At 66.9% G+C, this 22737-nt stretch carries 23 protein-coding genes, 1 tRNA gene and 1 pseudogene; 19 read left to right on the top strand and 6 right to left on the bottom strand.

Translation table 11 applies throughout. From position 1 onward, the window contains the following. Positions 1–96: 96 nt before the first annotated feature. Positions 97–495 (top strand): hypothetical protein, encoded by a 399-nt coding sequence (locus tag AAC979_RS19990; RefSeq protein WP_371348634.1) that lies wholly within the window; start codon positions 97–99, stop codon positions 493–495. 281 nt (positions 496–776) lie between these two features. After that, positions 777–866, top strand: a tRNA-Ser gene (locus AAC979_RS19985). 222 nt (positions 867–1088) lie between these two features. Here the strand turns inward: AAC979_RS19985 and AAC979_RS19980 are convergent. Both AAC979_RS19980 and AAC979_RS19975 read right to left on the bottom strand, forming a co-directional pair. Beyond that, complete coding sequence (locus tag AAC979_RS19980; RefSeq protein ID WP_371348633.1) at positions 1089–1331, bottom strand: hypothetical protein; 243 nt, start codon at positions 1329–1331, stop codon at positions 1089–1091. Positions 1332–1801: 470 nt separating this feature from the next. Continuing rightward, positions 1802–2494, bottom strand: coding sequence for a FadR/GntR family transcriptional regulator (locus tag AAC979_RS19975; RefSeq protein ID WP_371348632.1), 693 nt, complete (start codon positions 2492–2494; stop codon positions 1802–1804). Between the two features lie 127 nt (positions 2495–2621). Between AAC979_RS19975 and AAC979_RS19970 the strand changes: the two genes are divergently transcribed. Then, positions 2622–3071 (top strand): hypothetical protein, encoded by a 450-nt coding sequence (locus AAC979_RS19970; protein ID WP_371348631.1) that lies wholly within the window; start codon positions 2622–2624, stop codon positions 3069–3071. 316 nt (positions 3072–3387) lie between these two features. Here the strand turns inward: AAC979_RS19970 and AAC979_RS19965 are convergent, their stop codons facing one another. Then, positions 3388–4215, bottom strand: coding sequence for an alpha/beta hydrolase fold domain-containing protein (locus AAC979_RS19965; RefSeq protein WP_371348630.1), 828 nt, complete (start codon positions 4213–4215; stop codon positions 3388–3390). A 252-nt stretch (positions 4216–4467) separates the two neighbouring features. On the opposite strand from AAC979_RS19965, the gene AAC979_RS19960 reads away from it, so the two are divergent. The 5 genes from AAC979_RS19960 to AAC979_RS19940 all read left to right on the top strand — a co-directional run bounded on the left by AAC979_RS19960 (position 4468) and on the right by AAC979_RS19940 (position 10007). Continuing rightward, positions 4468–6078, top strand: a complete 1611-nt coding sequence (locus AAC979_RS19960; RefSeq protein WP_371348629.1) for an FAD-dependent monooxygenase — start codon at positions 4468–4470, stop codon at positions 6076–6078. A gap of 135 nt (positions 6079–6213) precedes the next feature. Further along, on the top strand, positions 6214–6507 hold the full coding sequence (locus AAC979_RS19955) for a Dabb family protein (protein WP_371348628.1): 294 nt from the start codon (positions 6214–6216) through the stop codon (positions 6505–6507). 173 nt (positions 6508–6680) lie between these two features. After that, positions 6681–7532, top strand: a complete 852-nt coding sequence (locus AAC979_RS19950; protein ID WP_371348627.1) for a fumarylacetoacetate hydrolase family protein — start codon at positions 6681–6683, stop codon at positions 7530–7532. Between the two features lie 105 nt (positions 7533–7637). Beyond that, positions 7638–8561, top strand: a complete 924-nt coding sequence (locus tag AAC979_RS19945) for an SMP-30/gluconolactonase/LRE family protein (RefSeq protein ID WP_371348626.1) — start codon at positions 7638–7640, stop codon at positions 8559–8561. Between the two features lie 334 nt (positions 8562–8895). Further along, a protein-coding gene (locus tag AAC979_RS19940) for an IS3 family transposase (RefSeq protein WP_371346076.1) occupies positions 8896–10007 on the top strand; the annotation gives its coding sequence in 2 pieces (ribosomal slippage) (positions 8896–9151 and positions 9151–10007; 1113 coding nt in all). Here the strand turns inward: AAC979_RS19940 and AAC979_RS19935 are convergent. Beyond that, on the bottom strand, positions 10002–10550 hold the full coding sequence (locus tag AAC979_RS19935) for an aminotransferase class I/II-fold pyridoxal phosphate-dependent enzyme (protein WP_371349105.1): 549 nt from the start codon (positions 10548–10550) through the stop codon (positions 10002–10004). The two genes, AAC979_RS19940 and AAC979_RS19935, sit on opposite strands and share 6 nt — an antisense overlap. A 48-nt stretch (positions 10551–10598) precedes the next feature. Here AAC979_RS19935 and AAC979_RS19930 point away from each other — a divergent pair. Then, positions 10599–11042: pseudogene (locus AAC979_RS19930) on the top strand (ABC transporter permease subunit); the annotation flags it as partial. A 157-nt stretch (positions 11043–11199) separates the two neighbouring features. Here AAC979_RS19930 and AAC979_RS19925 read toward each other — a convergent pair. Next, on the bottom strand, positions 11200–12054 hold the full coding sequence (locus AAC979_RS19925) for an oxidoreductase (protein ID WP_371348625.1): 855 nt from the start codon (positions 12052–12054) through the stop codon (positions 11200–11202). A 48-nt stretch (positions 12055–12102) separates the two neighbouring features. Between AAC979_RS19925 and AAC979_RS19920 the strand changes: the two genes are divergently transcribed. Further along, positions 12103–12729, top strand: a complete 627-nt coding sequence (locus AAC979_RS19920; protein ID WP_371348624.1) for a TetR/AcrR family transcriptional regulator — start codon at positions 12103–12105, stop codon at positions 12727–12729. A 77-nt stretch (positions 12730–12806) separates the two neighbouring features. Here AAC979_RS19920 and AAC979_RS19915 read toward each other — a convergent pair whose 3' ends face one another. Next, positions 12807–13697: a LysR family transcriptional regulator ArgP gene (locus tag AAC979_RS19915; RefSeq protein ID WP_371348622.1), complete on the bottom strand. Its 891-nt coding sequence runs from the start codon at positions 13695–13697 to the stop codon at positions 12807–12809. A 74-nt stretch (positions 13698–13771) separates the two neighbouring features. On the opposite strand from AAC979_RS19915, the gene AAC979_RS19910 reads away from it, so the two are divergent. The 9 genes from AAC979_RS19910 (at position 13772) to AAC979_RS19870 (ending at position 22667) form a co-directional block, all read left to right on the top strand. Further along, complete coding sequence (locus AAC979_RS19910) at positions 13772–14410, top strand: LysE/ArgO family amino acid transporter (protein WP_371348621.1); 639 nt, start codon at positions 13772–13774, stop codon at positions 14408–14410. Positions 14411–14782: 372 nt separating this feature from the next. Further along, on the top strand, positions 14783–15685 hold the full coding sequence (locus AAC979_RS19905) for a 3-hydroxyacyl-CoA dehydrogenase (RefSeq protein WP_371348620.1): 903 nt from the start codon (positions 14783–14785) through the stop codon (positions 15683–15685). Further along, positions 15682–16416, top strand: a complete 735-nt coding sequence (locus tag AAC979_RS19900; RefSeq protein WP_371348619.1) for an FCD domain-containing protein — start codon at positions 15682–15684, stop codon at positions 16414–16416. The genes AAC979_RS19905 and AAC979_RS19900 overlap by 4 nt, the downstream gene beginning before the upstream one ends. A gap of 43 nt (positions 16417–16459) precedes the next feature. Beyond that, positions 16460–17722: a 3-oxo-tetronate kinase gene (gene otnK, locus AAC979_RS19895; protein ID WP_371348618.1), complete on the top strand. Its 1263-nt coding sequence runs from the start codon at positions 16460–16462 to the stop codon at positions 17720–17722. A gap of 59 nt (positions 17723–17781) precedes the next feature. Next, on the top strand, positions 17782–18786 hold the full coding sequence (locus AAC979_RS19890) for a TRAP transporter substrate-binding protein (RefSeq protein ID WP_371348617.1): 1005 nt from the start codon (positions 17782–17784) through the stop codon (positions 18784–18786). 98 nt (positions 18787–18884) lie between these two features. Beyond that, the gene (locus tag AAC979_RS19885) at positions 18885–19361 is read left to right on the top strand and encodes a TRAP transporter small permease (protein WP_371348616.1); all 477 of its coding nucleotides are present in this window, start codon (positions 18885–18887) and stop codon (positions 19359–19361) included. Beyond that, positions 19358–20626 (top strand): TRAP transporter large permease, encoded by a 1269-nt coding sequence (locus AAC979_RS19880; protein ID WP_371348614.1) that lies wholly within the window; start codon positions 19358–19360, stop codon positions 20624–20626. The genes AAC979_RS19885 and AAC979_RS19880 overlap by 4 nt, the downstream gene beginning before the upstream one ends. 133 nt (positions 20627–20759) lie before the next feature. Continuing rightward, on the top strand, positions 20760–21398 hold the full coding sequence (locus tag AAC979_RS19875) for an aldolase (protein WP_371348613.1): 639 nt from the start codon (positions 20760–20762) through the stop codon (positions 21396–21398). A gap of 147 nt (positions 21399–21545) precedes the next feature. Then, positions 21546–22667 (top strand): transglycosylase SLT domain-containing protein, encoded by a 1122-nt coding sequence (locus AAC979_RS19870; protein WP_371348612.1) that lies wholly within the window; start codon positions 21546–21548, stop codon positions 22665–22667. Positions 22668–22737 lie beyond the last annotated feature (70 nt).

Here is a 22737-nt window from a genome sequence, read left to right as displayed (position 1 = left end):
CTCGACTTTTACCGCGCATCGACTAGGCTGCGCCGGCGCGGCGCGGTTCCCTCCCCGCCGCCGGTCCGAATGCCGCAGCCGACCGCGAGGCCCCTCATGTCGCCGATCTTCTTTCCCCGCCGCGCCCGCCGTCGCGCCCTGTCGCTGGCCGCGCTGACGGTGGCCGCGCTCGCCCTGCCGGCGGGCCTGCCGGTCGCCATCGCGCAGAGCGGCGATGCCCGCTTCGCCGGGCTCGCCCTCAGCCAGGGCGACATCTTCACCGACGATGTAGGCACGATGATCGGGGTCTCGGTGACCAACAACACCGCGGCCACCATCGGCTCGGTCGGCGTCACCTGCAGCTTCACCACCAAGGGCAAGCCGGCGGGATCGGCCAGCACCTCGATCTACAACATCGTCGCCGGCGCCACCGGGCAGGACCAGGTGCGCCTGATGGGGCCGAAGGCTGACGCCGCCAGTTGCGCGATGACTGCGCTCGGCAAGCCGCTCGACTGACGCGCAGGCCCGCGGCGGCAAAGGCGGCGCGCCCCGGCCCCGCCCTCCCCCCCGGGCCCCCGCGCGGAGGGGCGTCGCCGGGCCGTGACAAGGCCGGGCGCGGCTGTCGCAGCACTCGCGCGCGCCCGCGGAACCGGCTTTTTCAACAGCCCGGCACGATTGCGGCGCGTTCCTTCCGCGCGACGCTTGCCACGCGAACGCGCTTCGCTATATTCCGCGCCTCTTCGATGGTTCGCGGGCCCGCCTGCGGCGATCGCGGAGACCGGCCCACGGCCGGCGACGGAGGGGTGGCCGAGTGGTTGAAGGCGCACGCCTGGAAAGTGTGTATACGGGGAACCGTATCGCGGGTTCGAATCCCGCTCCCTCCGCCATTTCGGTCCCAAACTGGGCACGCCTACGGCCGCCGATTTCCCTCCCGAGACGGCAGCCAGCGTTCTGAGCAGGTCCTCCCTTCGATCCGATGATGCGAACTTCCTTGGCTCCGACTTCCACGCGCTGAGCCAAGGCGCGCAAATGATCGCGCCGGTAGCCGCCGCCTTCGATGCGCATGCGCTTGCGAGCGATGTCCGCGAAGCGCGCCACCATGGCGGGCGTCACAGCGTCGTCGCCCGAGGTCGCCAGGTCTGCGCGCGGGCAACATCGGCGTCCGCCTGGTCGCGGATCGCTTTCAGGCCGTCGATGCGCTCCGTCAGCGCCGGACCGCTGATGTCGGCCACGCCTGATTCGATGGCGTCATAGAGCCGGCGTAGCCGCTGATCCGCCTCCGTGGCGCGCTTGTTGAGCTCAGTGATGTGCTCGCGGCGGCGTTCAAGCCGCTCCTGGCGGTGTGTGAGCATGGAAGCGAGGATTTCTGCAGCCGCTCTGGCTGGAGAAGACGCTGCTCGATATGGGTCGCCACAAGGGTGTCGAGCGTCTCCATCGGGATGGCCCTCCCGGCGCAGCCGGTCTCGCCCTGCCGCGCCTTGATCGAACAGGCATAGTAGCGATAGCCCCGCTCTTGCCGGTGCGGATGGTCATGGCCCCGCCGCACTGCGCGCAATAGCAGATGCCAGTCAGCAGCGTCGGCCCGCTCACCACGCGCGGCGGGATGATCTTCGGATGCGAGCTTGAACCTGCTCCTGCACGGCGTCGAAGACCTTGGTGTCGATGAGCGTTGGCACGGCGACTGACGTTGCCCCCCGTTTCTAGGTCAGCCGGAGCTGGAAAATTCCGGGGTTTGAAGCGCTCCTCGTTTCGAGGCCAGCCGGAGGGCTGGAAAATGGGGGGCAACGTCAACAAGAATGCGCGTCGGGTGCGCCTTCTCCGATCACGACATGAGCGCGCCGCGATGCGTGATCACAGCAAGATGGGTGCGGTGAGTGTCGCCGGACGCAATGGCGTCAACCAGTTCTTGATGCACCTGAAGGCGGATCTGCAGGTAGCCCGGACCCGTCGCCGGATTGTCATGCTGGGCCGATGCCGCATGCTCCTTGATGAAATCGAGGGCGCTCAGATAGAAATCGCGCGCCATGGCGTTCGGCGTGATCTCGGCAATGCGCCCATGCAGTCGCCAGTTGGCATCGAGGAACGGTCCGAGGCCTTGTAAGAGCGCCCGGCTCAGTTCTTCCATGAGCGCTTTTATATCGGCGATATCCTGCTCGGTGCGATGCCGGGCAGCGTCGACATCGACCAGGGCTTCGAGCGCATCGCGTACCGCTATGGCATCGAAAACGGAACCGGGCCTTTCGGTAACCGACAACAGGGTCCGGCGCATTCGCACCACAGGGTGGTCACTCTTGACATAGACCCCGCCACCGCGGCCCGGGCGAACTTCGGCGACACCCCTGTCGGACAGCAAGCGGATGGCTTCGCCGACGGTTGACCGCGCAAATCCGCTTTGCTTCTTCAGTTCCTCGATGGTGCCAATCATCTGACCCGGGCCAAACCCACCCTCGACGATCCGCGTTTCGATATCCCCGGCGAGCGCTTCCGCCCGGGTCTGTACCTGTCGCCCGATCATCCGAACCTCGCCTCCGCGATTGCCGCCATCAGCTCACGTCACCCCCCCTTTTAGCCCGGCCGGCGACTTGAACGCAAATCAAAACATCATTATGTTCACGTCTATTAACAAATGGCGGGAGGAACCCATGTCTTTTGATGGCCGGACGACTGAACGATTCGTCGCTCAGAGCGCAATTCGCGACAAACTTCATCAATACGCGCTACTCGCGAAAGAAGAGGCGGATTTCGCTGCGATGGTTCCTCTATGGGTGAAGGGTGGGACCTTCACCCTTCCCAATGGGCATGTCGTTGGAGCCGATCAGATCCAAACCATCGTCGCAACCGGCCAGCCAAACTTTATCCGCCACCATATAACAACGGTGGGCTATGAGTTTCCGGCAGACGACCTAGCCTATACAGATACATATTTCATTGCCTATACGGACATCGCCCAACCTGATCATTGGGGACGCTGGAAGGATCGCCTGCGCCGACAGGAGAACGGTGAGTGGCTGTTCGAGAACAAGAGTGTCATCATCGAAGGTTGGGCGAAAATTTCCTTCTGGGCGGATCTGATGGCACGCCTGGGACACTGAGGGGTAGCGACCCGCTCAGCCGCGGCTGGCTGCGAAGGAGCCGCACCACCGCATGCGGAATGGCAGGGCACGGCAGGACTTTACCTTGGTCCTCTTCGGGTCTTGAACACGATCCGAGTAAGAGCGAAGCCACCTAAGCGGCGAGACAGCCTCTCACGCAGGGATGCCGCCAGCGTACGCCATCTGGTTCGCGACACAGGCCGATGCGGCCGGCCCAGCGCACTTCCGGTGAACTCCAGCTCACCGGAAGTGTTCCCGATCATTGATCTTACGCTTTTTCTTCACGCGGACCGCAGCCCACTCGCTCGAAGCCGTTCTAACGCAGGACGCCGCGCAGAAACCCTGCGGTCATGGCGAGGTTTTCAGGGGCGTCAAAGGCGTGGTCCTCATGTCCGGCGCCTCCCAGCAGGGCAAAGACCGACCGCGCACCGGCTCGTACAAGGGCGGCGTGCAGCGCCTCGCTTTCGGAGGCCAGGATCACCCGGTCGCGATCGCCATGGGCGATCAGGAAGGGGGGTGCAGCCGAGCCGACCCAGGAGACGGGGCTCGCGCTGCGCGCGAGTTCCGGCACCTTGGCGACATCGGCCACAGACTCGACCCCCAGCAGGCCAGCTTCGAAATTGAACGGTAGAATCAAGGTCTCCAACCAACTGCGGTGGGTGGTTTCACGCAGGTCGCTCTGCCCGAACCAGCTGACCACGGCGCCAACCGCGGTGGACTGCTCGACATGCGCGCCAACGACGCCGTCCATCTCCGGCTGCCCGGCGGTGAGGCCGGCCAGCGAGGCCAGGAGTGCGCCTGCGGATGCCCCCCACACAGCAATACGTCCGGCGTCCACGCCGAGTTCTGCCCCCCTTGCCCTCGCCCAGCGAATGGCGGCCTTCACATCGTGAAGCTGGGCCGGAAAATGCGCGGTGTCGACCAGCCGGTAGTCGATGGACAGGACCGCCAGGCCCAGAGCGGCGAATGGCCGAAGCCGTGTATCGGCGCCATCGGCCCGCGATCCGACCGCCCAGCCACCGCCATGTATGTAGATCACCAGCGGCGGAGGGGTCTCAGTGATCGGCCGATAGAGGTCGGCCAACAGCTTCAGCTCGCCGATCTCCGCATATACGTGGTCCCTCGTGATTTCAACGTCGTGCATTCGCTCGCTCCTCCGCAGGGCCCGGTCGGTCTCCGGCGATTGAAAGGTCGCGACCATTTAGCTTGTTAGCTGGGAGACTCCGGGGTCGCCCAAGGCATAGGGGCGACACTTCCGCCCGTCAATACGCAGGTTTATAGGATTTAATCCGCCTTACACTCCGCCTCTTGACAAAACTGACCCACTGGCTGCAATTTCAAACATAACAATGATCATAATGATTAGGCACCCGACGCGCCTAAGGGGAGGAAGAAAATGGTAGCAGAGTGGGACGTTGTCATTGTGGGGTTCGGTCCGGGCGGCGCAGTGGCCTCGTCGTTGCTAGGACAGGCAGGCCACCGCGTTCTGGTGATCGACAAGGCGCCCGGTCCCTATGGCCAGCCGCGTATGAGCACCCTCGACGGAGAAATCGCGCGCGTGCTCCAACATGCCTCCGATCCGCGCGAGGCGATGCTGGACGCCATTCCCGCCAGGGGTATCGCCCTGTTCGGTGCGGACGACGCGCCAGTTCCCCCAATCGACTGGGACTATCGGATCGCCGGCCACTGGTCACATTACTCCCTGCACCAGCCCAATATCGAGGCTGCCATGACACGGCGCATCGCCGCGTGCCGGCACGTTGCCCTGCGGTGGGGCTGCCGGGCAGTCAAGATCGAAGATGGCGAGACCGACGCTCTCATCACTATTGAGGTCTCACCTCAGGGCGGCGGCGAGTCGCGGACGGAAACGCACCGTGCACGGTACATACTGGGCTTCGACGGCGCCAAAAGCTTCGTGCGGGAATCGCTCGGGATCTCTCTTGAAGTCATCCACGAGCACAGCGACCAATGGATACTGACGGATTTCGACGCCCTCCGCCCACTGCCGCCCGAGCTTCAGCAGACGCAGTTCCACATGCGCCCCGAGCGCGCCTGGTTTGCCGGACCCAACGGCGCTAACCGATGCCGGACGGACGTGCGCGTCCTTCCGCACGAAGACCTGACCAGCGAACTCTCGGAAGACAAGGGATATGCCTTCCTGGAGCAGCACTTCGGCGTCACGCGCGCCGACGTTCGCCTGACGCGGCGGGTGGCCTATCGGTTCCGCTCGCACATCGCCCGTTCCTTCGGCAAGGGGCATGTCTTCATCGGCGGCGACGCGGCGCATGCGATGACGCCGTATATGGGCCAGGGCGCCTGCTGCGCCATGCGTGACGCCATCAATATCGCCTGGAAGCTCCGTCTGGTCCTCGACGATGCGGTCGATGCCTCCATTCTTGAAAGCTACGAGGTGGAGCGCCTGCCGCAGTCGCGCTTCTTCGTGAACGGCTCGCTTTACGCCTGGAAGACGGTCAACGAATCCGACCCTGCGGCGGCGGCGGCCAGAGATGCCGCCGGGCGGTCTGGCGGTCCGGTTCGTATTCCGATCCCCGGTCTGGTAGGCGGAATTGTCCGACGTGGCCCGTCCGGCGATCTGACGCCAGGGGCCGGCCAGCTCGCACCCCAGGGGCGGGTTGAGATGGAAGGGCGCGAGGGCCTGCTGGATGATCTCGTGGGGTTCGGCGGTCAACTCGTCAGCGCCGTGCCGATCCGCGATCTGCTGGGGCCGGAGCGGCTGCGCCGGCTCGCCGAACTCGGTGTGCATGTCCTGCATGTGGCCGGAGCGGATGCCGACGGCGCCGACGTGATCGAGCGTGACGACAGCTATCGCGACGCCTGGACGGCATTCGATGCGGTCGCGTTGCTCGCGCGCCCGGACCACTACCTCTATGGCTGCGCGCGCGATCCGCAGGACGTGGTGACCATGGTCGACGAGTTCTTCGAAGCGCTGCCTGCCGCCAGCCACGCCTATGAGGAACAGCCCATCTACCGCCGGGCCCAGGCGTAACCCGGGCCCAGGCGTAACCCGGCCTCGGCTCCCGTTGTCGCGGCGAACAGGCCGCGGCAACGGCGAGAGCCCGATGGCCGCAGCGTCCGAAACCCGCCGCTGCGGCGTGCCTATGCCAAGAAAGACAGGCCTGACATGATCAAGCATATCGTGATGTTCTTCTGGAAGGAGGGCGTCAGCGCCGATCAGATCTCTGACTTTAATCGAGATATGACGGAGATGATGAAACTCATTCCAGACGTGGTTGCGGCAACGCACGGACCGGATCTCGAGTTTCGCGAAGGCAACGCCAATTACATCTTGACGGCAACATTCAAGGACGAAGCCGGATGGAAGAGTTATCAGGATAATCCCATCCACAAGGCATTCATCCGCGACCGCGTAGCGCCGATCCTATCCCACCGTGTGGCGGGACAGATATCAGACTGAGCCGCGACCACGGGGCTATGGCGCCCGGCGCATTCGCGCAGGGTGATCGCGCGGCCGGGCCGGATCCACGCGCGGGGTTCGGCCGGAGCGCCGCTGAAATCGGGGGTGAACAGCTCCCGCAAGGCCGGTCGAGGACCGGCCCTCCTGAACTTAACTGCAAAGGTACGACGCCGATGAGACTTGTAACCTATATGCGCGATGGACAGGTACGCCACGGCGCTCGCATCGGCGAGCGGATACGTGAATATTCGGCGGCGCGCTGCATTCTTGATATCGTTTCGGATCCGGGCGGTGCGACGGGCGGCGAGTTCGCTGTCGTGGATGTGCAGTTGCTCCCCCCACTCACGCGACCGGGCAAGATTATCTGCGTCGGCCTGAACTATACCGACCACGCGAAAGAGGGGGGAAATCCGATTCCGGATTATCCCGCCATCTTCCTGCGGGCGATCACCTCCATCGCCAGTCCCGGTGCGCCGCTGATACGCCCGTCAATGTCCGAAAAACTGGATTTCGAGGCCGAACTTGCCGTGGTCATCGGCAGGACGGCATCCCGCGTTTCCCCCGCGCAGGCCCTTTGCCACGTCGCAGGCTATACCTGCTTCAACGATGGCTCGGTGCGTGACTACCAGAGAAAATCCACCCAGTGGACCATCGGCAAGAATTTCGACCGGTCGGGATCGTTCGGCCCGGAACTGGTGACCGCCGATGCACTGCCGTCCGGCGCTCATGGCCTGCGTATCACCTCGCGGGTCAATGGCAAGGTCATGCAGGACGGCAACACGGGCAACATGATCTTCAGCGTCGCGACACTCGTCTCGGTGCTGTCGGAATGCATGACGCTGGAGCCCGGCGACATCATCGCCACCGGCACGCCGGCGGGGGTGGGCTACGCCCGTACGCCGCCCATCTTCCTCAAACATGGCGACGTCTGTGAAATCGAGATCGAAGGCATTGGCACGCTGCGCAACCCGATCAGCGACGCGGTCCCGGCCGATGCCCTGGAAATGGAACTCGTCCGTTCCTGAGGACACGCCGCGCTCTCGAGGACCGGAAAGCTTGGGCGGGACCGCTGCCCGATTTGCGCCTACCGAGCGCGGATCCGCAGCAATATGCGGTTTGGAGATTGGCTTATGATCGTTGTTCCCGCCTCGCGGGTCGAAAAATTGATCGAGGACCGCAGCGCCTTCTTTGAAGGGCCGGTCTGGGTCGATGACGAGTCCGGCGGACATCTGAAGTTCACTGACATCGCGGGGGATGCCATTGTGCAATGGAGTCCAACCGAAGGGCTGTCGATCTTCGCGGACAATTTCGTCGAGCGGTCGCCGGTGTCCGAGCCGCGCCATTTCCACATCGCAGGGCGGGATGTGACGCTGATCGGGCCGAATGGGCTGACGCGGAACCATGATGGCAGCATCATCTACTGCGGCTATGGCCAGAGACACGTCGGCAAGATCGACATGGCGGGTGAGGTGCAGATCATCGCGGAATTCTACAATGGCAGGCGCCTGAACACTCCTAATGACGTTGTCGTCAAGTCGAGCGGCGAGATATATTTCACGGATTCATCCGCCGATTCCGTACGGTCGGACGAAGATCCGAGGAAGGGACACCCCTTTTCAGCAGTCTACCGCATCGTGCGCGGGCAGGTAGAACTGCTGGACGATGATGGATTTGGCGCCGCCAACGGGCTGGCCTTTTCCCCTGACGAGAAGGCCTTCTATGTCAACGACACCTGGCGGAAGCTGATCCACGCATATTCCGTCGCCGACGATGGGACGCTGAAGGATCGCCGCCTCTTCGCCGATCTCGGCGGCGACGATCGCCCCGGCGTTCCCGACGGCATGAAAGTTGATGCCGCTGGCCGCGTCTATTGCACGGGACCGGGCGGCTTATGGATTCTCGATCCTTCGGGCGATCTGTGCGGTCTGATCGAAACCGATGAGCGACTGACCAATATTACGTTCGGTGGCCCCGAGCGGCAGTTTCTATACATGACCGGACCCTCATATGTCTGGCGGGTCGATCGAGCCCTTCTGTTCGCCGACAGCGTCTGAGCGTCCACCACAAGCTTCATGCCTTTTCCTGTGCGCGGGGGCCTGGCCACGGCCCCAGCCGATGCCGCGCGCCTGTGCGGCTGTCGCGGAGCGCTGCCCACGGGCGGTCCGCGACCGAAGGGGGCGGCTGACGGCCTTCGATAAGAAAAAGCGATTACGCAAACGTCGAATACTCAACGATCGAAACGTTTTCCTAGGAGGGGAAATATGCCGAAGAAGTTTTACCGGGCCGCTGCCTGTGTGGCTGGGGCGGGTCTCTGCGTAGCCTCACCGTGACGTTGCCCCCTGAAATGACCCCGCTCAGAAGCTAGGATCCGTCGAGAGGAGACGGACGATGCGCAAGAGCCGGTTCAGCGAGGAACAGATCATCGGGATCCTGAAGGAGCACCAGGCCGGAATCCCGGTCGTGGACCTCTGCCGGAAGCACGGGATCAGCGACGCGACCTTCTACACGTGGCGCACGAAGTACGGCGGGATGGAGGTGTCCGACGCCCGCAACCTTAAGGCGCTCGAGGAGGAAAACCGGAAGCTGAAGAAGCTTCTGGCCGAGTCGATGCTCGACGTAGCCACTCTCCGCGAGGCTCTTGGAAAAAACTTCTGACGCCCAGTTCCCGGAGGAAGGTCGTGACCTGGGCGATCGAGGAGAAGGGCTACTCGCAGCGGCGTGCGTGCGGCCTCATCGGCATCGAGCCGAAGACCTATCGCTACGCCTCGACGCGAGGCGACGATACCGCGCTCCGCCAGCGCCTTCGTGAGCTGGCGAGCTTGCGTCGGCGGTTCGGCTATCGGCGTCTGCTGATCCTGCTTCGGCGAGAGGGCAAGGAGATCAACCACAAGAAGCTCTTCAGGCTCTACCGCGAGGAGCGGCTGTCGGTGCGCCGTCGCGGCGGACGCAAGCGAGCGCTTGGCACGCGAGCGCCGATGACCTTGCCGCAGGCACCCAACCAGCGATGGAGCCTGGACTTCGTCTCCGATGTGCTCGCGGACGGACGCCGGTTCCGCGTGCTGGTGATCGTCGACGACTTCACCCGGGAGTGCCTGGCGCTCGTGGCCGACACGTCGCTGTCGAGCCACCGGGTCGTACGGGAGCTGGACGCCATCATCCAACGTCGTGGCAAGCCGCTCATGGTCGTCAGCGACAACGGCACCGAACTGACCTCGCACGCGGTCCTGCGTTGGCAGCAGGACACAGGTGTCGAGTGGCACTACATCGCTCCCGGCAAGCCGGTTCAGAACGCCTTCGTCGAGAGCCTGAACGGCCGCTTCCGCGACGAATGTCTGAACGAGCACCTGTTCCAGGGCTTGCCGATGGCACGTCGGATCATCGAAGCTTGGCGGATCGACTACAACGGCCACCGGCCTCACACGAGCCTCGGCGGCCTTACCCCAAACGAGTTCGCAGCCCGGTCCAGGCAGGACCACAACCAGAACGGATTCTGGTTATGAACGAGGGCATTCAGGGGGCAACGTCACGCGGCCCTCTCGATCCAGCGCGTGCAGTGCCGGCATCGGGCGGCCCGCATAGCAGAACTCCGTATCGTGGTCGTCCTCCAGCACCCAGGCGCCGGCGGCGCTGGCCCATTGCAGCAGGGCATGTCGCCGTTCGAGGCTCAGTTCCATGCCGAGCGGAAATTGTTTGGACGGCGAGACATAGACGAGGCGGGCATCAGGCGCGAGAGCCATGCCCCGCTCCACCACGATCCCTAATTCGTCGACAGGTATGGCCACGGGAATGGCACCCGCCGCTGTCGCCGAGGCGTAGATGCCATCATAGCCCGGATCCTCGCACCAGACCTGCTCACCGCGCGTGAGCAGGACACGGCAGGCGAGGTCCACCGCATGCTGCGCTCCCGCGAAGATGACGATGTTATGCGGGGTGCAGGTGAGGCCGCGGCTGAGCGCGACGTGCTCCGCAATGGCGATGCGGAGGGGCTCGTAACCCTGCGGATCGCCCTCGCCGAGCAACTCCCCTGCGGCGTCGGGATCCAGCTCGCGATAGAGGGTGGCGGCGAGACTGGCCCATTGCCGGACCGGTTCTTTTTCTGCCTGCCGGCGATCCTCGGCATGGAACTAGGCAATGTGTTCTCCACCGTGCTCACCCTCTCGCTCTATATGGGCGCCATTTCCAGCGAGAGCTTTCGTGCGGCGCTCAGATCCATCGGCGCCGAACAGCGCGATGCCTGTGTCGCGCTCGGCCTGCCAGCGCGGGTGAGCGTGCCCTATGTGATCCTGCCCCAGACGGTCCTGCGCGCCGTCCCGACATTGCTCTCCAACTGCGTGACCCTATTCAAGGAAAGCGCGCTGGTCTCCGCCGTCGGTATGGCGGACCTGATGTATCAGGGTCAGATGATTGCCGATTCCACCGCACGGCCGATCGAGATTCTCACCGCGACGGCGTTGATCTATTTCATCATCGCCTTCTCGGTGACGCGGATAGTCTCCTTCTACGAGCGGGGCGATCTCGCCCGCATGCGGCTGTAGACACCCTCCCGCCGCTGTGTCGCCGGCTGGCACCTAGGTTCAGGATTCATTGAAGTGCAATGACCGGCAGGTGGTGAGCGGCATCGTCTATGTGATCGACAACGGGGCGCAGGGGAAGGATGCGCCGCAGGACGACGGCGGGCGACCCGGGCGCTCTCTAGGCGAAGCTGGTCGAGCGCGACAGCGCCTCCCACGCACTGATTTCGTCGCGCATGCGGTCGAGTTTCTGTTCGACTAGTCCCAAGGCATCGTCGCCGAGGAACAGCCGCACCGGCGGGTTCTCCGCATCGACCAGGGTGAGCAATGCCTGCGCCGCCTTGGCCGGGTCGCCGGGCTGATGGCCGCTCTTGGCCTGTCGCGCGGCGCGGACCGGGTCCATCACCGCGTCATAGTCGGCGATGCTGCGCGGCGTGCGCTCCATCGAGCGTCCCGCCCAATCGGTGCGAAATTGGCCGGGCGCCAGCGCGGTCACCCGAATGCCAAAGTTCGCCACCTCCTTGCCGAGCGCCTCGGAGATGCCTTCCAGCGCGAATTTGCTGCCGCAGTAAAATGAGATTCCGGGCATGGTGATGAAACCGCCCATGGAGGTGACGTTGATGATATGGCCGCGCCGCCGCGCGCGCATGCCCGGCAGCACCGCCTTGATCATCGCGACGGGTCCGAAGACATTGGCGGCGAACTGGCGCTGCAGATCGTCCATGGACGATTCTTCCAGCACACCCTCATGGCCATAGCCCGCATTGTTCACCAGCACGTCGATCGGCCCGACCTGCCGTTCGGCCTCAGTGGTCGCCGCCGGGATCGCGTCGAAATCGGTCACATCCAGCGTCAGCGGGTGCGCGCGGCCGGGAGCGAGCGCGGCGAAGGCGTCGGCGTCAGCCTGCCGCCGCATGGTGCCGATCACCGAGTGGCCCGCCGCAAGCGCGCCCAGGGCAAAGGCGCGCCCGAGGCCGGAACTGACGCCTGTGATGAGAAATGTCTTGGGGGCGAATGGGTTGGGGGCGGAAGCCATGGTACAACTCCGGCGATGATTAGATCTATATCATGATATAGATAAGCCATGACCGGAAACAAGACCCAATCGGCGCCGGCCGCCGCGCGCGGCGAGCCGGTGCGCCAGCGCGTGCTGGACGCGGCGGAGCGGCTGCTGCGCCGGGGCAAGGCCGATTTCTCGATGCGCGATCTTGCCACCGAGGCCGGGGTTAGTTTCGCCACGCCGTTCAATCAGTTCGGCAGCAAGGCGGCGATCATGCACGCCCTGTCGGGGCGGCGGATCGAGACGATGACCCGGCGCTTTGCCGCGCTGTCGCCGCCGCCCGATGCTGCCGGCAGGGTGCTGCTGGCGATCGACATGGCGGCCGGGGTGATGCTGGAGGAGCCGGAGATAAACCGCGTCGTGATGGGCTGGATCGGCACGGCCGGCCCGTCCCCCGGAAAGGTGCTGGCGCACTCCACGACTCTTTGGTCGCTGGCGCTGGGCGCCGGCGACGGCCTGGCCGCGACACACAGGGAGCGCGCGCTGCGCTGTCTGCCGCAACAGCTCGCCTTCGCCTTTCGCGGCGTACTGTCGTTCTGGACCGCCGGCGAACTGCCGGATGAGGCGCTTGCCTCGCAGGCGCGGGACATCGCGAAGACATTGCTGCTCGGATTTACCGAGCGGGCGGACACCCGCGATGCCGCCTCCTAGCGCAATTCCCGCAGAGGCGCATAGCGGTGTTGCGAAGGGACCTGAAGGCGTCGCGGCGTCCTCCCGTGCGGGGGGCGTCACCGTGCCAGGGTGGCGCCGGCGGCGGCGCGCACGGCGCGGGTGAGCTGGCGCAGCGCGCCGGCGTGGAGGCGGGTGACGGTCCAATAGAGCGGCACCTCGATCCGCCGCCCCGGCGCCAGCTCGACCAGACGGCCGGCGGCGAGCAGTTCGTCCACCATCACCGCGGGATGCATGCCCCAGCCCAGCCCGGCCCGCGTCAGGTCGAGAAAGCCCTGCGTCGACGGCACCCAATGCACCGGGCCGAGCCGCTCCACCCCGAGCGCCTCCCGCGCCCAGCGCGCCTGCAGGAAATCGCGCCGGTCGAAGCGCAGGCATGGCGCGGCGTGCAGCGCCTCCGCCGTCACGCCGCTCGGAAAATGGCGCGCGGCAAAATCCGGGCTGGCGCAGGCGGCATAGCGCAGCGCGCCCAGCGGCACGGTCCGGCAGCCCTGCACCGGCTCGCGCTCGGCGGTGACCGCGGCCAGCACCTCGCCGGCCCGCAGCCGCGCCGCGGTATGGCCCTCATCGTCGAGCGCGATGTCGAGCGAGACCTGCGCGTTCCGCGCGAAATCGGCGGCCGCCGCCGGAAACCAGGTCGCGAGGCTGTCGGCGTTCACCGCCACCGGCAGGGTGAGCCGCTCATCCGCCGCCGTGCCGGTGCCGAGCGCCGGGGCGAGGTCATGCTCCAGCAGGCGCACACGGTCGAGATGGGCGCAGAGCGTGCGGCCGAGCGGCGTCGGCGCGCAGGGCTGGCCGCGCACGACGAGAATGGCGCCGAGCCGCTCCTCCAGCCCGCGCACACGCTGCGACACCGCCGATGGCGTCACCGACAGAACGGCGGCGGCGCGCTCGAACGAGCCTTCGCTAACCACGGCGGCGAGGGCCGCGAGGGAGGGATAGTCCAGCATGGATGAAGCATTGCTTCATCAGGCTTAGGAGAACAAGTTTTACTTTTCTCCCGCCGCGCGCCACCACGGCCGGCATGACACCCTCTTCTCTCGCCGCCGCCCTGCCCTTCGCCACCGGCTTCGCGCTCTCCGCCGCGCTGATCATCGCCATTGGCGCGCAAAATCTGTTCGTGCTGCGCCAAGGGCTGCGGCGGGAACATGTCGGCGCCATCGTGCTGTTCTGCGCCGCCGCCGATGCGCTGCTGATCGGCGCGGGCGTCGCCGGCATGGGCGCCTTCCTCACCGCCCTGCCCCGGCTCGCCACGCTGCTCGCCCTTGGCGGCGCCGGCTTTCTTGGCTGGTATGGGGTGCAGGCGCTGCGGCGCATGGCGCAGCCCGGGGCGATGGCGGTCGACGCTTCGGCCGGCACCACCCTCGCCCGCGCGCTGCTGGCCACCGCCGGCTTCACCCTGCTGAACCCGCATGTCTATCTCGACACGGTGCTGCTGATGGGCGCGGCCGGCGCCGCCCAGCCGGCGGCGGCGCGGCCGGCTTTTGTCGCCGGCGCGGCGCTGGCGAGCTTCCTGTGGTTCGCGGCGCTGGGCTATGGCGCCCGGCTGCTGCGGCCGCTTTTTGCCCGGCCGGCGGCGTGGCGGGTGCTCGATGCCGGCGTCGGCGTGGTCATGCTGGCGCTGGCCGCGTCGCTGCTCGCCCGCGCCGCCGCCCTGGGCTGAAACGCCGCCTCGCGGCCCGTCGCCAGGAACCGCCCGCCCCGGGGAAGAGTCACGGCTCGGCGGCAGCCGGCCGGCGCGTCGCCTCTTTTGCCCCTCCCATGCCCTCCCCCGCCCGCCCCGGGGAAGAGTCACGGCTCGGCGGCAGCCGGCCGGCGCGTCGCCTCTTTTGCCCCCTCCCATGCCCCCCCGGCCGCCCCCTTCCCACGGGGCCGCGGATTTTCCTGTTGGGGATAGGTTGACGATCAGTCTATCAACCTGTCATACCAGACCAAGTGATCAGACGGCGGAACGATTGTTCGCGCCCCGGCCCTGCGGCTGGGAGGACGCGACACGGCCGGGGCCGCCGCCGCGTGTGTTGAGAGGGCAGTGAACATGAAGATTGCGATCGTCGGCTGCGGCGTGGTGGGTTCATCCTGGTCTCTGGTCTTCGCCCGCGCCGGGCACGATCTCGCCATTTACGACCGCAGCCCGGCGGCGGCGGAAGCCGCGCTCGCCTTCGTCATCGCGGCCGATCCCGCCCTCAAGGCCCGCTGCCGCCTCGCCGCCAGCCTCGCCGACGCGCTGGCCGGCGCCGATTATGTGCAGGAAAGCGCGCCGGAACGGCTGCCGATCAAGCAGGAGCTCTATCGCGAGATGGACGCGCTGGTGGCGCCCACCACCATCATCGGCAGCTCCACCTCCGGCTTCCCCGCCTCGGTGTTCACCGAAGGCCTCGCCAATGCCGCGCGCTGCCTGGTGGCGCACCCGATCAACCCCCCGCACCTCATCCCGCTGGTTGAGCTGATCCCCGCCCCCTGGACGGCGACGGAAACGCTCGATTTCACCCGCAATCTGATGGCGGAGGTCGGCCAGAGCCCGATCACCCTCACCCGCGAGATCAACGGCTTCGTCGTCAACCGGCTGCAGAGCGCGCTGCTGGGCGAAGCCTTCCGGCTGGTCGAGGACGGCATCTGCACGCCGGCCGAGGTCGATGCGGCGGTGTCCGACGGGCTTGGCCTGCGCTGGTGCTTCATGGGGCCCTTCGCCACCATCGATCTCAATGCCGCCAAGGGCGTGTCGGAATACTGCGCCAATCTCGGGCCGATGTATTACGGCCTGGCCAAGGAGCAGGCCGACCCGCGCGAATGGACGCCGGAACTCGTCGCCGCCATCGAGGCGAAGATGCGCGCGCAGGTGCCCGCCGAAGGCCTGCCGGCACGCCGGAAATGGCGCGACAGCTTCCTCGCCGGCATCGTCGCCGCCAAGCGCGAGATCGCGGACAAGCTCGGCGCATGAGCGGTTTCGGCACCCCGGCCCATCTGCGCCGCGACCGGCTGTCCGACAAGATCGCCAAGGACATCGAGGCGCGGGTGCTGTCGGGCGAATTGAGCGTCGGCGACACGCTGCCCTCCGAGCGGGAGCTGATGGCGCATTACGGCGTCGGCCGCCCCGCCGTGCGCGAGGCGCTGCTCTGGCTCAGCAAGACCGGGATGCTGTCCGTCTCCAATGGCGACCGCACCCGTGTCACCGAGCCCGACCCGCGCGATATGCTGCAGCTTCTCACCGGCGCGGCGCGCATGCTGGTCGCCCGGCCGGAAGGCATTCGCCAGTTCCAGCACACCCGCATCTTCGTCGAGGTGGCGCTGGCGCGCGAGGCCGTGCGGCTGGCGACCGAGCAGGACATCGCCGAACTGGAAGCGCTGCTGCGCGTCAATGAGGCCAGCGCCGGCGACATTCCGGCGTTCTCGGCCAGCGACGATGCGTTCCACCACCGCATCGCCCGCATCGCCGACGACCCGCTGCTCGACGCGCTCTACCACGTCGTTCTCGAACTGCTGGAAGAACAGCGCCGCTTCTCGCTCAGCCATCCCGACGGCCTCGGCAAGGCGATGGCGGCGCACCGGCACATTTTCGAGGCCATCCGCGACCGCGATGCCGACCGCGCGGAAGCGGCGATGCGCGCGCATCTCGAAACGGTGATCCGCACCTATTGGGACATGCGCGCGCAGACACCCGACCCCGCATGAGCGCAACGCCTCTCCGCTCCGCACTTCTGCAAAGGCTCTGACCATGCTTCTCGGCTGCATTGGCGACGACTTCACCGGCTCCAGCGATCTCGCCAACACCCTCGCCAAGCAGGGCATGCGGGTGACGCAATATTCCGGCGTGCCGATGGGCCCGGCCGATTCCGGCGTCGAGGCCGGCGTGGTGGCGCTGAAGTCGCGCAGCATTCCCGCCAGGGACGCCATCGCCCAGTCGCTGGCGGCGCTGGACTGGCTGAAGGCGCAGGGCTGCACCCAGTTCCTGTTCAAATATTGCTCGACCTTCGACAGCACGCCCGAGGGCAATATCGGCCCGGTGGCGGCGGCCCTCGCGCAGGCGCTGGACGCCCGCAAAGTCGTGGTCTGCCCGGTGTTCCCCGGCGCCGGCCGCACGCTCTATCAGGGTCATCTCTTCGTGCAGGACCGGCTGCTGAACGAGAGCGGCATGGAGCATCACCCGCTCAACCCGATGACGGATGCCGATATCCGCCGCTGGCTCGCGCGACAGACCGAGATGAAGGTCGGCCATGTCGGCTTCGCCGCCGTGCGCCAGGGCGCCGCCGCCATCACGGAGGCGCTCACCCGCGCGGATGCGGAAGGAGCGCGGCTGATCGTGGTCGACGCGCTCTCCGACGCCGATCTGATGCAAATCGGCGCCGCGCTGGACGGCGCCCCGCTGGTGACCGGCGGCTCCGGCATCGCCATGGGCCTGCCGGCGAATTTCCGCCGCAAGGGCCTGTTGTCGGGCGAAGGCAGCGCCTGGCAGGGGGTGGAAGGCGCCTGCGTCGTGCTCTCCGGCTCCTGCTCCACCGCCACGCGCGGCCAGGTCGCCCGCCACCGCGCCGCCGGCCTGCCGCTTTACGAAATCAATGCCGACGACGCGGTGGCCGGGCGGCTCGACCCGCAGGCCATCGCCGCCTGGGCGCTGGCGCAGAAGGCGCGCCCGCTCGTCTTCTCCTCCGCCGACCCGGAAGAGGTGCGGCGCGCCCAGAACACCCATGGCCGCGAGACTGTCGCGGCGGCCATCGAGACGCTCTTCGCCGCCATCGCCCGAGCCCTGGTCGCGGGCGGCGTGGGGCGTCTCGTCGTGGCCGGCGGCGAGACCTCGGGCGCCGTGGTCGAGGGGCTGGGCCTGACCTCGCTGGAGATCGGACCGGAAATCGCCCCCGGCGCGCCTGCCTTGCGCACGGTTCCCGCCGGCGGAAGGCCGCTGGCGCTGGCGCTCAAGTCAGGAAATTTCGGCGGACCCGACTTCTTCGCCGAGGCCGATGCCGTTCTGCGCGGCCGGTGAACGCCGCGGCCTGCCCGAAGGCGGGCCGTGAAACCATAAGATCAAAAGGAGGACGTGACTTGTTGAACATCACCGTGAAGACGCTGAAGCTGGCGGTTCTCGCCGCCACCTCGGCGCTCGCCCTTGCGGCCGCGCCGGCGCCCGCCCTCGCCCAGGACGTACTGAACCTCAAGCTCGGCCATATCCAGTCCGAGCAGGATCTGTGGCATCTCGGCGCCCAGAAGTTCAAGGAGGAGCTGGAAAAGCGCTCCAACGGCACCATCACGCTCACCATCTACCCCAACTCGACGCTCGGCGGCGACCGCGACCTCGTCGAGGGCATGCAGATGGGCACGGTCGATTTCGGCCTCATCGCCGGCGTGCTCGGCAATTTCGCTCCCTCGATCCAGTTGCTGGAACTGCCCTACCTGTTCAAGTCGCAGGACGAGTTCAACACCATCATCAAGGGCAAGATCGGCGAGGAAATCGCCGGCAACGTGCTGGAAACCGCCAATGTCCGTATTCTCGACTGGTGGGAGCGCGGCTCGCGGCAGGTCACCTCGAACAAGCCGATCAACGGCATTGACGACCTCAAGGGCCTGAAGATCCGCGTGCCCGAGATTCCCGCCATGGTGACGACCTGGCGCGCCATCGGCGCCAACCCGACCCCGATGGCGTGGAGCGAGGTCTATACCGGCCTTGAGCAGGGCGTCATCGAGGCGCAGGAAAACCCGATCCCCTTCATCTTTGGCGGGCGCATCAACGAGGTGCAGTCGAACCTCGCCTTCACCAACCACAAATATGAGTATGTGACACTGGTCATCAGCGAGATGCGCTGGAACCAGCTCACGCCCGAGCAGCAGAAGATCGTCGCCGAGGCGGCCAATGCCGCCACCGCGTTCGAGAACGAGCAGGTCCGCAGCAAGACCGACGAGATGCTGAAGACCATGCAGGCCGCCGGCCTCAAGGTCACTCATCCCGACACGGCGCCGATCGCCGCCGCGGCGCAGTCCGCGCATGATGCCTTCGGCGCCAAGGTCAATCCGGACCTTTATAACCGCATCAAGCAGGAACTCGGGCGGTAACAACCGGCCCGCGCGGCCCGCACCCGCCCGCCCCGGAACCGCGATCGCCGCCGTTCCGGGGCGCGGCGACCGGCGCGCCGCCTGAGGGAGACACGAGCTTGGACAAGCTGGATCGCCTGCTACATATTTTCCTTCTCTGGGCCATCGGCGCGCTGATGTTCGCCATGATGGGCGTGACCTTCGCGCAGGTGGTCTCGCGCTATGTCTTCGCCAATTCGCTGAGCTGGTCGGAGGAACTCGGCCGCTACATCTTCGTCTGGATCACCTTTCTCGGCATGGCCGCGGCGTTCCAGTCGAAGGCGCATATCGCGCTCGACTTCCTGCTGTCGCTGCTGCCGGCCAAGCCCTCGCGCGCGCTCAACGTGGTCAATGCGCTGCTCGTCGCGGCGGTGGGGGTCGCGCTGGTGGTGGGCGGCGCCTCGCTGATCAAGTTCGGCCTGCATCAGCGCAGCGCGGCGCTCGGCCTGCCCATGTACTATGTCTACACGGTCATTCCGTTCAGCGGCGCCGCCCTCACCTATTTCGCCCTGCGCGCCGCCTGGCGTCGCGCCAGCCCGCGCGAGGTCACGCCATGATCGCCCTGCTTCTGTTCGGCGGCTTCGCGCTGTTCCTCATTCTCGGCGTGCCGGTCGCCTTCGGCATCGCGCTGGCCTCGCTCGGCGCCATTCTCTACCAGGGCTACCCGATGGCGCTGTTCGGCCAGCGGCTGTTCACCTCGGTGGATTCCTTCCCGCTGATGGCGATCCCGCTGTTCATGCTCGCCGGCTCGCTGATGGGCCATGGCGGCATCACAAGGCGCATCATCAATCTCGCTTTGGCGCTGGTCGGCAATATCCGCGGCAGCCTCGCCCATGTCGTCACCACCAGCGGCGTGATCATGGGCGGCGTCTCCGGCTCGGGCGTCGCCGATGTCGCCGCGCTCGGCTCGGTGATGATCCCGGAGATGAAGAAGCGCAATTACGACGCCGGCTTCTCCGCCGCGCTCGTCGCTTCCTCCGGCAGCCTGGCGCTGATCCTGCCGCCGAGCATCGCCATCATCATCTATGGCGTCTCCAACCAGGCCTCGATCGGCGACCTGTTCCTCGCCGCCATCGCGCCGGGCGTGGTGATCGGCCTCGGCTTCGCGCTCTATTCCTATCTCTACGCCGTCCGCCACGGCTACCCGACCGAGGGCCGCGTGAGCGGGGCGGAGAAGTGGAAGCGGCTCAAGGAGGCAAGCTGGGCGCTGATGATGCCGGTCATCATCATCGGCGGCATCCGCATGGGCGTGTTCACCCCCACCGAGGGCGGCGCCGTGGTCGCGGTCTATGCCTTCGTGATCGGCCTGTTCGTCTACAAGGAATTCACCCTCGCCGATATTCCGAAAATCTGCATGGAAGCGGCGATCGCGACGGCTGTGATCGCCGCCATCATCGCCGCTACCTCGCTGTTCGGCTGGCTGCTCACCAATGCCCGCCTGCCGCAGACCATCGCCGGCGCCATTCTCGGGCTCACCGAGAACAAGATCCTGCTGCTGCTGCTGATCAATGTCATGCTGCTCGTGGTCGGCATGTTCCTCGACAGCGGCCCGGCGATCCTGCTGATGACGCCGATCCTCGGCCCGGTGGCGGCGCATCTCGGCGTCGATCCCGTGCAGTTCGGCCTCGTCATGGTGATCAACCTCACCATCGGCCTGCTGACGCCCCCTGTGGGAACCGCCTTGTACCTTGCCAGCAGCATTTCCGGCGTGCCTGTCATGCGGCTGTCGACGGCCATGCTGCCCTTCATCGGCATCATGCTGGCGGTGCTGGCGCTGGTCACCTATGTGCCCGGCTTCACCAGTTGGGCGCTGTCGAACTAGGGCATTTTCGAGCGAAGTGGGTTCCGGTTCGCGTGAAGAAAATGCGTAAAAACAAAAGCCTAGAGCATTTTCGAGAGAATGCGGGGCCGGCGCGGCGGACGCGCCGGCCTCATCCATCGCATGGAGGAAGAAGATGAGCGCGAACTCCAAGGCCGAACTGCTGTGCGCCCTGTGCAAGAGCCTGTTCGACCGGGGCTACAGCGTCGGCGGCGCCGGCAATGTGTCGGTGCGGCTGGAGGAAGGCGGCTTCCTCGTCACCCCCACCGGCGGCAGCCTCGGCCGTCTCTCCCCCGGCGCGCTGGCGCGGATCGACGGCGAAGGCCGGCCGGTGCCGGGGCCGAAGCCGTCGAAGGAATTCGCCTTCCACCTCGCTCTGTTCGCGGCGCGGCCGGAGGCGGGGGCGATCGTGCATCTGCACTCGACCTATCTCACCGCTTTGTCCTGCCTGGAAGACCTGCCGACCGACAACGCCCTGCGCCCGTTCACGCCCTATTACGTGATGCGCGCCGGCTATATGCCGGTCATTCCCTATTACCGCCCCGGCGCGCCGGAGATCGCCCGCGACCTCGCGGTGGCGGCGAAGGCGCACCCGGTCAACGCCTTCCTGCTCGCCTCGCATGGCGTGGTGGTGCTGGGCAAGGACCTGGAAGACGCGGTCAACAATGCCGAGGAGCTGGAAGAGACCGCCCGCCTCGCCTTCCTCCTGCGCGGCGAGAAGATCCGCTACCTCACCGAGGGCGAGATCGCCGAACTGCGCGCCATGAAGAGCTGAAGCCCAAAGCTGAGGCCGGCGAACCGGCCACTTAGCCGGCACATCGTCAACGCCCGCCCCGACCGCCACCCGGGCGGGCGAAGCGGCCCGTCCCCGCCTCCCGGCCGGGATTTTCAGCGCGTTAATAAATATGCTACGCCATCGGGCGTGAAACGACGCGCAGCAAGACCTGTCCCGGCGGCAAGGCCGCTCACCCTCGCCAGCCTCGCGCTGCTGGCGGGCGGCATGCTCGTGGCGACCCCGGCCTCGGCCGCGACCAACGCGGCCACGACCAAGAAGAACGCTCCCGTGCGCAGCGTGCGCGTGGTGGCCGTCACGCTCGCCCGCGTCGTGCCGCCGCCGGTTCTGGCCCCGGTGCCGCGCTGCCCGGCCGATCTCGTCGCGCCGTCCTACAGTGCCTGGATCACCGACCCCGCGCGCGGCGCGCTCACCGGCGAGCGGCTGGTGGTGCACACGGAAGAAGTGGCCCTTGTCCCCGTGACGCCGCGCGAAACCGCTCCGACGACGACCGCGCCATCAGCGCCCGCCTCCGTGGCCGAAGCGGCCGACACTCCCACGGGCGCGCCCGACCTGCCCGCCATTCCCGTGCCGCCCAAGCGCCTGGCGGAGAAGCGCGGCCTCGTCCTCGCCTCGCTGGTGCCGCTGCCGCCGAGCCGCCCGAGTGAGCCTCTCGCCTTCGCCGCGCCGCCATCGGCTGACTCCCCCGCCTTCCCGGCCGCCGAGGCCAAGGCGGCCGCGTCCGCCAAGGTGCCGGCCGAAGCGGTGGCCGAGGCGGAGGTCGAGCCGCTGCCCGCCGGGGAAGACGCCGCGCGCCCCATCGACGACGCGCCCGAGCCGGTGGCGACCCGCGCCACCGCCGACCGCGCGCCCGCGGCGATCGAGGCGCTGCTGGAGCGCCATGCCCAGCGCTTCGACGTGCCGGTGTGGCTGGTGCGCCGCGTCGCCTGGCGCGAGAGCAAGTTCGAGCCGAGCCGCCGCAACGGCCCCTATTGGGGGCTGATGCAGATCCGCGTCGACACGGCCCGCGCCCTGGGCTTCCGTGGCGCGCCGAAGGACCTGCTCGACGCCGACACCAACCTCACCTACGCCGTCGCCTATCTCGCCAATGCCTACCGGGTGGCCGGGCGCGACGAGAAGCGGGCGGTGATGCTCTATGCGCGCGGCTATTATTACGAGGCCAAGCGCAAGAAGATGCTGGATTCGCTGATCCGCACCGCCAGCGCCACCCCCGCCCAGACCGGCGACGCCGCCGAGCCCGCCGCCCCCTAGAGCCTGATCCGATCAGGCGCTAAACGTTCGCTGGCGGAACGGGCGGAGCGACGCCGCCGGCCCGGCTGCC

This window comes from Ancylobacter sp. IITR112, assembly GCF_041415945.1.
Lineage (GTDB): Bacteria > Pseudomonadota > Alphaproteobacteria > Rhizobiales > Xanthobacteraceae > Ancylobacter.
The sequence above is the reverse complement of the archived record's forward strand: the minus strand, read 5'-3'. Positions and strand labels throughout refer to the sequence as shown.